Origin of the sequence: Lysinibacillus sp. KU-BSD001 (genome assembly GCF_042920265.1) — a bacterium.
GTDB lineage: Bacteria > Bacillota > Bacilli > Bacillales_A > Planococcaceae > Lysinibacillus_B.
On the sequence record NZ_JBDQZI010000013.1, the window covers coordinates 116,726 to 127,990 of the forward strand.

Consider the following 11,265-nt stretch of genomic DNA (forward strand, 5'->3'; position numbering starts at 1 on the left):
ATTCTACTCCTGTTCAGGATTTCGTAAATAATACCCTACACCTCGTCTTGTGACAATCCATGTTGGATGACTTGGATTATCCTCAATTTTCTCACGCAGTCGGCGAATTGTAACGTCTACTGTACGTACATCACCAAAATAGTCATAACCCCATACGGTTTGTAATAAATGCTCGCGTGTCATTACTTGTCCAATATGTTTGGCCAAATAGTGTAGTAGTTCAAATTCTCGATGTGTTAATTCAATCGCTTCGCCACGCTTTAATACTAAATAAGCATCCGGCTGGATTGTTAAAGAGCCAATCGTAATATTATTCGATTCTTCTGTTGGTTCTTCTACTTGTGCTGTAACATTTAAACGACGCATATTCGCTTTCACACGTGCTATCAATTCACGTGTACTAAATGGTTTTGTGACGTAATCATCCGCCCCCATTTCAAGACCAAGTACTTTATCAATTTCAGAACCTTTAGCGGTTAACATAATAATGGGAAAATCGTATTTTTTACGCACTTCACGACATACTTCCATCCCATCTCGTTTCGGTAACATGATATCTAAAAGCATTAAATCAGGTTGCTGTTCTTCTATCTTGGCAAGGGCTTCTTCGCCATCATAAGCACAAATAACTGTATATCCTTCTTTAATTAAATTAAATTGTAAAATATCTGCGATTGGCTTCTCGTCATCAACAACTAAAATCGTTTTATTCATATATAAATCTCCCTTTCGCATTAGAAATAACTCTTCTATTTCTTACTCTAACACGCTTTTCTGTTCCATGCATCAAACACGTGCAAGTCATCTATTATTTCCCGAGAAATAGTAGTGTCTTAAATACAAAGAAGGGAGGCCAGAAAGTGATTACTTTCCGGCCCCCTACTCCTTGATCGATATTGCTCCTACGGTGGTCGCCCGAACTATCTTTTCAGATAGTTCTTCTTACTATAATTATTTTAATACAGATAGCGGATTAATGAGTGCTCCATTTTGCTGCACTTCAAAGTGTAAATGTGTACCTGTTGAATTACCTGTTGAGCCCATAACCCCTATTTTTGAACCTTGTTCTACCACTTGACCAACTGATACATCAATAGAAGAAAGATGGGCATAAACGGTTTCATAACCGTTATTGTGATTAATCACTATTTTATTGCCGTATGTCCCATCCCAACCTGTGAATGTGACAACGCCATTATCAGTTGCTTTAATTGTGTAATTTGATGGACGTGCAATATCAATTCCACGGTGGTATGCTCCCCAACGTTCACCCATATGACTTGAAATATAGCCCCCTACTGTTGGCCATGCAAATGAACCAGTACCGCGAGATGGGATTACTTTCGTGCCAATGACTTCAATCGTATTTACTGGTTCTGCTACTACTACTTCATTTGTCACTTGCTTGTCCGTTCGAACACCATTTTCAGAAGTAATCGTATAAAGCACTTCTTTTTGACCTGCTTTACCTTCTTGCTTTACTTTTGACTCCCCTTTTGGCATCGTGGAGTCTTCTTCCTTAATTTTTTGGAATTCAATTGCTTCTACTTTAAACTTTTCCATTACTACTTTTACTGTTACAAAAGGTTTCGCTACAGTTACATTTAATGGTTGTCCAATTTTCAATAGCTCTGTTTCGGACACCTCTGGATTTAAAGCTAGTAATTCTTTTAATTTTAATCCGTGTTTTTTCGCGATGGAACCTAATACATCGCCTTGTTGTACTTCATATACTTCTTTTTCTAGTGCACCTGATTGTAATAGTTCTACTGCTTGTTCAGGTGTAATAATGTCTGCTGGATTTACTTTTGCTGCTTCCCCTGTTACATCTTCTACTAGAGAAAGTTCTACTACACGTGTTTGATTGTCTTCTGTTAATGCTACTGGTTCTGTGACATTATGATTATTCAATGCATCTAACTCTTGTTGAGATATGTATTGAAGTTTTAATAAATTCATTGCTTGTTCATACTCGCTAGCATCTTTTAAGTAGGCAACACGCTCACCATTTACTAATAGTGCATAAGCATCTGCTTCTATAGCGATAGAGTTTACTAGCTTTTCAATTGTCTCTGCTTCATTTACATTAGCTGTAAATACTTGTTCAGGCATAATTGTAATATTTGAACCAGCGTCAATGGAAAGCTCCTCATACCTAGTACTCGCTTCTTGTTTTTTCTGTGTAATGAGCGCATCGATTGTTTCTTTATTCGATACAGCGCCGATATACGCATCACCATTATAAATATGGTAAATTTTATCAAATTTTTCTTTCTGATCTTCTTTTGCGAAACCGAGATTGAACGTTACAGTTGATAGTAAAGCAGCGACAACAACAATTTTCACACCGTTCGCTTTACAACGTTCTAAAAAGCTTTTTTGGCCGGATTTCGCACTTTCCTTAAAATCCATGATAAAGCCCCTTCCAACATTCTATCCTATCTATGTAGAAAATAGTTTTCAAAAATTCATACTAATATACTGTAACACATCCCATTTTTAGATTGAAGGCATATTGTTTTTTGTAATGAAATTGTATTATTTCTGAAAAACTTTTCTTTTTTCAACTAATTTTTGGTATTTTTTATTGTTTTTATAAAAAATAAAATTCACCAAAAGCAAATAAAAAACTTCTAGAAGTAACATGACCTCTAGAAGCTCGTTGTGATTAGTCCCAAATTGTATTCACAACATTTGTCTGTTCACGCGCTGGACCAACAGAAAATGTCATGAGCTGTATGCCAGTTAACGCAACAATACGTTCCACGTAACGACGCGCATTTTCTGGTAATTCTTCTAATGAACGAACCCCTGTAATATCCTCACTCCAACCTGGTAGTTCCTCATAGACTGGCTTACATTGTTCAATAATATGTAAGTTCGCAGGATATTCTGTAATGAGTTCACCGTTATATTCATAGGCAGTACAAATTTTTACCGTTTCTAAACCGGATAATACATCAATGGAGTTTAACGCTAAATCTGTAATACCGGATACACGGCGAGAATGCCGTACTACGACTGAGTCAAACCAACCAACACGACGCGGGCGGCCTGTTGTTGTACCATATTCACGACCTACCTCGCGAATATGATGACCTGTTTCATCAAATAATTCTGTTGGGAATGGACCATCCCCAACACGTGATGTATATGCTTTACATACACCGACAACACGCGATACTTTTGATGGACCAACGCCGGCACCAATTGCCACTCCACCTGCTACAGGATTAGATGAAGTAACAAATGGATATGTCCCTTGATCGATATCTAACATTACACCTTGGGCACCTTCAAATAATACACGACCACCTTGATCTAATACATCGTTCAAAATTTTGGATGTATCTGTTACATATTGGGCAATTTCTTGTCCGTAACGATAATACTCTTCGAAAATTTCTTCAAATGGAATGCCTTCTACCTCATAGAATTTTTCAAATAGCTTATTTTTTAAAGCTACATTCTCTCGTAATTTTTGTTGAAATATTTCTTTATCTAATAAATCTGCTACACGGATGCCGATACGTGCCACTTTATCTTGATAGCAAGGGCCAATGCCTTTACACGTTGTACCGATTCTTTGATCACCGCGCGCCGCTTCTTCTATTTTATCTTGATGGATATGGTAAGGGAGGATAATGTGTGCACGATTTGAAATACGCAAATTGGAGGTATCAACCCCTCGTGCATGTAAACCTTGAAGCTCTGTTACAATTGATTTTGGATTAATGACTAATCCATTTCCAATGACTGAGGTTTTGTCTCGATAGAAAATGCCTGATGGAATAAGATGTAGCTTATATGTTTCACCGTCAAATTTAATCGTATGACCGGCATTATCTCCGCCCGCAAATCGAGCAATAATATCTGCTTTTTTAGAGAGGAAATCAGTAATTTTCCCTTTCCCTTCATCTCCCCATTGTGTACCTACAACAACAATTGATGACATACTTGCACCTCCAAAAACAATTATTCGTACTTTAATGAACAATCTTATTTTAACAGGCTTTTTTTTATGTCGTCAACAATAAAACACGAACATTAACACCTATGTAAGGTTATTAATATTCGTGTCTATCAAATTTATACTATAAAGCCTATTCTGAAGGTGGTTGAATTTGTGACCAATCCACATCTAAAAATTTATTGTATTCTTTCTTAAATGCAAGCGTCACGGTACCCGTTGGACCGTTACGTTGCTTTGCCAAAATAATCTCAATCTGGTTTTTACTTTCAGATTCTTTATCATAATAATCGTCACGGTATAAGAACGCAACGATGTCAGCATCTTGCTCAATACTCCCTGACTCACGTAAGTCACTCATCATCGGACGCTTATCTTGACGTTGCTCTACCCCACGAGATAGCTGTGATAATGCAATAACAGGTACTTTTAACTCACGCGCTAATCCCTTTAAGGAACGGGAAATTTCGGATACTTCCTGTTGACGGTTCTCTCCCGGCTTGCCGCTCCCTTGAATAAGCTGTAAGTAGTCGATTAAAATCATCCCTAACCCATGCTCTTGTGCTAAACGACGGCATTTAGCTCGGATTTCATTGACACGTACACCTGGCGTATCATCGATGTAAATACCCGAATTAGAGAGACTTCCCATCGCGATGGTAAGTTTGCGCCAATCTTCTTCTTGCAAAGCTCCTGTTCGTAACACTTGTGCGTCAATATTCCCTTCCGCACATAGCATACGCATCACAAGCTGATCCGCGCCCATCTCCAGTGAGAAAATCGCAACATTTTCACGTGCCTTTACGGCAACACTTTGCGCAATGTTTAAGGCAAAGGCAGTTTTCCCTACAGAAGGACGAGCGGCTACAATAATTAAATCATTACGTTGGAACCCTGCTGTAATGCGGTCTAAATCACGGAAACCTGTCGGAATGCCTGTCACATCCCCTTCGCGTGATTGTAACTGTTCAATATTGTCATACGTTTGCACGAGTACGTCTTTTACATGCTTAAAATCACCCGCATTTTTACGATTGGCAACTTCCATCATCTTCTTTTCAGCTTCTGATAAAAGCGCCTCAACCTCGTCCTCCCGTGTATAACCGTCCTCTACAATTTTTGTAGCTGTACGGATTAAACGTCGAAGCAATGCTTTTTCTTCAACGATTTTTGCATAATGTGCAATATTCGCGGCTGTCGGTACCGCATTCGCAAGCTCTGATAAATAAGAGAGCCCACCTACATCCTCAATCTCTTTTTTAGCAGAAAGCTCTTCTGTGACTGTTACAACATCTATCGCCTTTCCTTGATCGCTTAAGTTAATCATCGTCTGGAAAATTTTCTGATGAGCAGTACGATAGAAGTCATCTGGCATTAAAATTTCAGACGCTGTAATCAATGCTTGAGGCTCAAGGAAGATAGCACCGATAACCGATTGCTCTGCTTCATGGTTATGCGGTGGAACGCGTTCCATCATGGATTCGTTCATTGTTGTATGCTCCTTATTCTGCGATTACATGTACTTTTAATGTTGCTTTCACTTCTTGGTGAAGCTTCACTGGTACATTTGTATATCCTAAAGAACGGATACCATCGCACTCCATTTTACGTTTATCAACTTTAATACCATGTTCTTTTTGTAATGCTTCTGCAATTTGCTTTGTAGAAACAGCCCCAAATAGGCGACCACCTTCACCTGATTTTGATTTGATTGTTACTTCTAATTGCTCTACTTTTTCTTTTAAATCTTTTGCCGCTTGTAATTCAGCTGCTGCATTTTTCTCCGCAAGGCGTTTTTGACCTTGTAGCTCACTTAATGCTTGATTTGTTGCTTCCTTCGCAAGACCGTTTTTAATTAAGAAGTTACGTGCATACCCTTCTGCTACGTCCTTGATCTCACCTTTTTTCCCTTTTCCTTTAACATCTTGTAAAAATACTATTTTCATTGCTCATTACTCCCTTCTACTATCTCTATAATAGCATTTGTTAAGTATTCCTTCACTTCATCAATCGAGTTTGCTTCCATTTGTGTAGCAGCGTTTGTCAGATGGCCACCGCCACCCAATTTCTCCATAACAAGCTGGACATTCACCTCTCCAAGCGAACGCGCACTAATACCGATTAGCCCATCCTGCCTATGGGCAATGACAAAGGATGCCGAAACATCCTTCATCGTTAGTAAAATATCAGCTGTTTGTGCAATTAACACGGAATCGTATATACGGCTATCCTCACCACACGCAACGGCGATGCCTGGTTTTACGAACTTTACAGTTTGCACCAGCTTTGAACGTTCGATATACGTATCTACATCTTCTTTTAATAGACGCTGAATTAAAATAGTATCTGCTCCATGTGTCCGAAGATAAGAGGCTGCCTCAAATGTACGTGCTCCTGTACGAAGCGTAAAGCTTTTTGTATCTACAATAATACCTGATAATAACGAAGTAGCTTCCAAGCTTGTTACCTTCGCACTTTTTGGTTGATACTCTAACAGCTCTGTTACAAGCTCTGCTGTAGAGGAAGCATATGGCTCCATATAAACAAGTGTTGGACTATCTATAAACTCCTCACCACGTCGGTGATGGTCAATAACGACTACTTTTTCAGTTCGATTAAATAAACGGCTATCAATCACCATCGTTGGCTTATGTGTATCGACAATCACTAACAATGATTTCTGCGTCATAAGTGATAATGCTTCATCTGGCGAAATAAACTTATCATAGAATTCTGATTTACTTTCGATTTCATCCATTAAACGTTGGACACTACCATTCAGTTCATTGAAGTTTAATACGACATAACCATCTATCTGATTCATTTCAGCCATTTTCCGCACGCCGACAGCGGCGCCAATCGAGTCCATATCAGGATTTTTATGCCCCATCACAAATACTTGGTCACTTTCTTGGATAAGATCGCGAAGCGCATGGGAAATGACGCGCGCACGTACGCGAGTGCGCTTTTCTACAGGGTTTGTTTTTCCACCGTAAAAACGTAATTTACCGTCTGGTTGTTTAATCGCTACTTGATCGCCCCCGCGGCCAAGCACTAAATCTAAACTTGACTGTGCAAGCTCCCCAAGTTCCATTAATGACGGTGTACCTGCCCCGACACCTATACTTAATGTTAATGATAAGTTTTTCTGTAACGTTTTTTCACGCATATCGTCTAGAATGGAGAATTTTCTTTGTTCAAGCTCTGCTAAAATTGATTCATTTAATACCGCTAAAAAACGGTCTGATGAAACACGTTTAACAAAGAGGCCATATTCAGCTGCCCATTCATTCACAATAGATGTAACAGTAGAGTTCGTGATACTACGCGCCTGATCATCCATCGCTTGAGTAATCTCATCATAATTATCAATAAATAGAATAGCAAGTACAGTACGGTCAGCAAAATATTGTGTCTCAATCTCTACTTGTTCGGTAATATCAAAGAAATATAACAGCTTTTCCTCGGGTTTTGAGTACACACGATATTTTCGCTCCTCAATAGTGACAGTTGTTTCACGTAGCTCTTCAGGCTTTGCTATACTGACTAATCCATCTGATAGTTGGAAAATCTCTTCACCGATTAAACTTTCTGCACCTGTTGCTTTCAACATAAATGGATTTGCCCATTCAATTTTGTACTCATCATCAATTAGTAATATCCCAAATGGCATATGCAAGAAGGCTTCTTCCCCTACTTTTTTCATCCGAAAGGAGAGAGATTCAATATGCTTTTCTGTTTCTACATATATGTTTTTTTCAACTTTCCAGCCATAATAGAGTAATATCCCTGCCACGCCTATATAAATAAGGCCCATCCAGATGTTTACGACACACAGTAAGGCAGCTGTGACTACCGATAAAATCGATACATACAAAAGCGGATATCGGATCATACGTTTCCTAAATATACCCATTTTGATCAGCTCCTTATTTTTCACTCTTGGCCTTTACCCAATCACGCAAGTTAAAACCTAAATCGATAATACCTAATAATAGGACGAACGAATACAAAGGAATTGCGACGATGGTTGAAAGCACTTTTAAGAATGGTGGATAGTTAAATGTATCGATTACAAAATGAATGAATGAAATTCCTTGCAATGTTAACAATACCCAAAGAACCATGGATAAATTCAGCACAATTACATAAAGTGTTGAACCAACTTCCGGCTGTACAAATAAATTAATCGATAAAACGATTAAATAATACCAAAGTATAGCTCGTGGCAAGCGCATATCCCGAAACGGAGCAAACTTTGGCACATTTATTTTAAGCCGTTTTAAAATAGGTAACATCACAGCAATCATCAGAAATGCTAGGAAAAACATCGAAATCGTAATGTTTGCTGGCAACGTTACTTCGAGTAAATTAAACATTTGATCCATTTGCTCACGTGGCAATTCCTGCCCTGTAATGCTTGCTGAATACTCCATAGATTTCTCATAGGATTTACGCGCGAGGTCAAGGCTATCTTTAATAAAATCAACATTAAAGAAGCGAACAAGCACGAGGTATTGAATAGCAAATGTTAATAAAATCGTTGTTCCTGTTGCTAAAAATAAATGTAACTTGCTTTTCTGTTGACGTAGGCAATCCCCAATAACTAATCCTGTTGTAGCTAAAATAAGCACAAATGGAAGAATCATAATATTCCCTATAAATATACTAGCGACAATCGCAACAATTGTTACACCTATAGATAAATTCCGATTGTACGTAGCACTATACCAAGCAAGTGGTAAAGGAGCGACAAAAAATGCCACAATACTTACAATAGGTACATAATAAGCAAGTGCCATCAATACTAAAAATAGCGCAATCATCATTGCCCCTTGTGTTATTGCTTTCGTTTGATTGTTTGGCATAAAAACCTTCCTTTTTATCATTCAAAACATTTTCACTTCACCTATTGTACCATCTTTTACGCATACGAACAAAAAACAAAATAGAACAAACGCTTCTATTTTTTCATAGAAAAGCATAGATTGTAACGTATGATATATTTAAAAGATGAGTAAAATACAACTCGCACTATTTGGGTGCGAGTTGATGTCTTTTTATGTGGGCTTCCTAAAAAATATGCTTTCTAATCCATAAAAAAATCCGATGAAATCAAAATGATTTCATCGGATTTATAAGTCTTATTTGTCTTCTGCTACGAATGGAAGTAAAGCCATGATACGAGATACTTTGATTGCAGAAGTTAATTTACGTTGGTACTTTGCACTTGTGCCAGTTACGCGACGTGGTAAAATTTTACCGCGCTCAGAGATGAATTTCTTTAAAAGATCTACATCTTTGTAGTCGATGTGCGTAATGTTGTTTGAAGTGAAGTAGCAAACTTTACGGCGTTTGCGGCCTCCGCGACGTGGTGCCATTAGCGTTGTCCTCCTTTTTATAGTTTTTAGGATGTGAATTATCTCATATTACTTACGATTCTAATTAGAATGGTAAATCATCTTCAGATACTTCAATTGGTCCTTTGCTATTTGCAAACGGATCTTCATCCATACGTGTATAATTTTGCTGATTTTGAGGTTGCTGAACGGGCGGTTGATAACCAAAATCCTGTTGTGGAGCGCCACCAAATTGCTGTTGTGGCGGGTTATTGTAAGACGGTTGACCGCCTCCAAAATTCCCACCGCCATACTGCTGATTCGGCGTACCCTGCTGCATATTTCCTCCACTATTACGTGGTTCTAAAAATTGCACCGAGTCTGCCACAACATCTGTTGTGTACACACGCTTACCATCTTGTCCTTCATAGCTACCTGTTTGAATGCGGCCTTCTACTCCAATCAAACTCCCTTTTCTCATGAAGTTTGCTAAGTTTTCAGCTTGCTTTCGCCAAGCAATACAGCTGATGAAGTCAGCTTCTTTCTCTCCTTGTTGGTTCGAAAACGCACGATTTACAGCAACTGTAAAGCGCGCCATTGGAACTCCACTCGGTGTATAGCGAAGCTCAGGATCCTTCGTTAGTCTTCCAACTAATACGACACGGTTAATCATCAGGTTCAGGCCTCCTCTTTCTCAGCATTTTAGTTCAAAAAATTATTTTTCTTCTTGGCGAACTGCGATATGACGGATAATATCTTCGCTAATGTTAGCTAAACGAGTGTACTCATCGATTGCTTCAGAACCAGCGTTTACTTTCACGATTTGGTAGAAACCTTCGCGTAAGTCGTTGATTTCGTAAGCAAGGCGGCGTTTGCCCCACTCTTTAGACTCGATGATTTCAGCGCCATTTGAAGTTAAGATTTCGTCGAAACGAGCTACTAAAGCTTTTTTCGCTTCTTCTTCAATGTTTGGGCGAATGATGTACATTAATTCATACTTTCTCATCTTTGTTTGCACCTCCTTATGGACTTTGGCTCTCCTACTAAAATAGGGAGCAAGGAGTAAGTAAATTGTATTACTCACATCAATGAATTGTAACATACCTCATACATAAACGCAACTTGAATATCTAGCTCTCTTTTCGCTATGCTTTAATAAAAGGAGTCGAGAGCATGGTAGATGAAAAGCAACCTACAATCATCGAATTAAATATGAATCGCATTGCCAAGATGGCATTGATTGCAAACATTTTATTTATGGTGATAAGCTGTGGCATTTACAGTATCATCCACCAACAATTAGACTTTTCTTTTAGTCTTTGGGGGATGTTATTATGGTTGATTGGCTACATGGTGCTCATTGTGTTACATGAAGCCTTCCACTTAATTGGTTTTCTATTATTTGGTCATTGTAAATGGTCTGATCTTGACTACGGTGTTAACTTAAAATTAGGTGTCGCTTATGCAACAACGAAAAAACCATTAGCGAATTACGCAATGAAAAAAGCCCTTTTGCTTCCTTTTTGGGTAACAGGGGTATTGCCAACAGCGCTTGCTATTTATTATGAGCATATCGGCATCACGATGTTAGGCGCCTTTTTAATGGCTGGCGCTATCGGCGATTTCTACATGTATAAAGAGCTACGTAAATTTCCAAAAGATGCCCTCATTAAAGACGACCCTGAAAGACCAAAGCTCTATGTTTATGATTAACTAGATGATATCGTATTTAATCACCAAAATCAAACATTCGTTCTATTTTTATGGAAAATTCTAATATTTACTACTATTCTTCTTGATCATAAAATAAAAACTGTCACCCAAAAGGGAGACAGTTTCAGATTGTCGACAAAAGGCCTTCAGAATGGTCTCATTCTGAAGGCCTTTTGTATTTTTAATATTTTTAGGGGTATTTTATAGTCTTATTTTAAGTAAAAGTACTCTTCGAGTATTCTA

Annotated in this window: 11 protein-coding genes; 1 reads left to right on the plus strand and 10 read right to left on the minus strand. The window is 38.4% G+C overall.

Annotated features, from left to right (window positions below):
* Nucleotides 1-3: 3 nt before the first annotated feature.
* From yycF to rpsF, 10 genes are all read right to left on the minus strand, one after another.
* A complete protein-coding gene (gene yycF / locus AAGS61_RS16900; protein ID WP_391374515.1) occupies nt 4-714 on the minus strand; it encodes a response regulator YycF in 711 nt (236 codons plus the stop codon).
* A gap of 237 nt (nt 715-951) precedes the next feature.
* Entirely contained in the window at nt 952-2,412 is a 1,461-nt protein-coding gene (locus AAGS61_RS16905) for a peptidoglycan DD-metalloendopeptidase family protein (RefSeq protein ID WP_391374518.1), read from the minus strand.
* A gap of 256 nt (nt 2,413-2,668) precedes the next feature.
* Nucleotides 2,669-3,955 (minus strand): adenylosuccinate synthase, encoded by a 1,287-nt coding sequence (locus AAGS61_RS16910; RefSeq protein WP_391374521.1) that lies wholly within the window; start codon nt 3,953-3,955, stop codon nt 2,669-2,671.
* Nucleotides 3,956-4,103: 148 nt separating this feature from the next.
* On the minus strand, nt 4,104-5,459 hold the full coding sequence (gene dnaB / locus AAGS61_RS16915; RefSeq protein ID WP_391374524.1) for a replicative DNA helicase: 1,356 nt from the start codon (nt 5,457-5,459) through the stop codon (nt 4,104-4,106).
* Between the two features lie 13 nt (nt 5,460-5,472).
* Nucleotides 5,473-5,916 (minus strand): 50S ribosomal protein L9, encoded by a 444-nt coding sequence (rplI, locus tag AAGS61_RS16920; RefSeq protein WP_391374527.1) that lies wholly within the window; start codon nt 5,914-5,916, stop codon nt 5,473-5,475.
* Entirely contained in the window at nt 5,913-7,886 is a 1,974-nt protein-coding gene (locus AAGS61_RS16925; protein WP_391374530.1) for a DHH family phosphoesterase, read from the minus strand. The genes rplI and AAGS61_RS16925 overlap by 4 nt, the downstream gene beginning before the upstream one ends.
* Before the next feature lie 13 nt (nt 7,887-7,899).
* On the minus strand, nt 7,900-8,838 hold the full coding sequence (locus AAGS61_RS16930; protein ID WP_391374532.1) for a YybS family protein: 939 nt from the start codon (nt 8,836-8,838) through the stop codon (nt 7,900-7,902).
* Between the two features lie 276 nt (nt 8,839-9,114).
* On the minus strand, nt 9,115-9,351 hold the full coding sequence (rpsR, locus tag AAGS61_RS16935) for a 30S ribosomal protein S18 (protein WP_223169775.1): 237 nt from the start codon (nt 9,349-9,351) through the stop codon (nt 9,115-9,117).
* 64 nt (nt 9,352-9,415) lie between these two features.
* Nucleotides 9,416-9,982 carry a single-stranded DNA-binding protein gene (gene ssb / locus AAGS61_RS16940; protein ID WP_391374536.1) on the minus strand — a complete coding sequence of 189 codons (567 nt, stop codon included), beginning with the start codon at nt 9,980-9,982 and terminating at the stop codon, nt 9,416-9,418.
* Nucleotides 9,983-10,024: 42 nt separating this feature from the next.
* The gene (gene rpsF, locus AAGS61_RS16945) at nt 10,025-10,315 is read right to left on the minus strand and encodes a 30S ribosomal protein S6 (RefSeq protein ID WP_391374539.1); all 291 of its coding nucleotides are present in this window, start codon (nt 10,313-10,315) and stop codon (nt 10,025-10,027) included.
* A 167-nt stretch (nt 10,316-10,482) separates the two neighbouring features.
* Here rpsF and AAGS61_RS16950 point away from each other — a divergent pair, with 167 nt between their 5' ends.
* Nucleotides 10,483-11,022 carry a DUF3267 domain-containing protein gene (locus tag AAGS61_RS16950; RefSeq protein WP_391374541.1) on the plus strand — a complete coding sequence of 180 codons (540 nt, stop codon included), beginning with the start codon at nt 10,483-10,485 and terminating at the stop codon, nt 11,020-11,022.
* Nucleotides 11,023-11,265 lie beyond the last annotated feature (243 nt).

Excerpts from the sequence above, each read along its gene's own strand:
- yycF (WP_391374515.1), bottom strand. The coding sequence starts at position 714 with ATGAATAAAACGATTTTAGTTGTTGATGACGAGAAGCCAATCGCAGAT.
- AAGS61_RS16905 (WP_391374518.1), bottom strand. The coding sequence starts at position 2,412 with ATGGATTTTAAGGAAAGTGCGAAATCCGGCCAAAAAAGCTTTTTAGAA.
- AAGS61_RS16910 (WP_391374521.1), bottom strand. The coding sequence starts at position 3,955 with ATGTCATCAATTGTTGTTGTAGGTACACAATGGGGAGATGAAGGGAAA.
- dnaB (WP_391374524.1), bottom strand. The coding sequence starts at position 5,459 with ATGAACGAATCCATGATGGAACGCGTTCCACCGCATAACCATGAAGCA.
- rplI (WP_391374527.1), bottom strand. The coding sequence starts at position 5,916 with ATGAAAATAGTATTTTTACAAGATGTTAAAGGAAAAGGGAAAAAAGGT.
- AAGS61_RS16925 (WP_391374530.1), bottom strand. The coding sequence starts at position 7,886 with ATGGGTATATTTAGGAAACGTATGATCCGATATCCGCTTTTGTATGTA.
- AAGS61_RS16930 (WP_391374532.1), bottom strand. The coding sequence starts at position 8,838 with ATGCCAAACAATCAAACGAAAGCAATAACACAAGGGGCAATGATGATT.
- rpsR (WP_223169775.1), bottom strand. The coding sequence starts at position 9,351 with ATGGCACCACGTCGCGGAGGCCGCAAACGCCGTAAAGTTTGCTACTTC.
- ssb (WP_391374536.1), bottom strand. The coding sequence starts at position 9,982 with ATGATTAACCGTGTCGTATTAGTTGGAAGACTAACGAAGGATCCTGAG.
- rpsF (WP_391374539.1), bottom strand. The coding sequence starts at position 10,315 with ATGAGAAAGTATGAATTAATGTACATCATTCGCCCAAACATTGAAGAA.
- AAGS61_RS16950 (WP_391374541.1), top strand. The coding sequence starts at position 10,483 with ATGGTAGATGAAAAGCAACCTACAATCATCGAATTAAATATGAATCGC.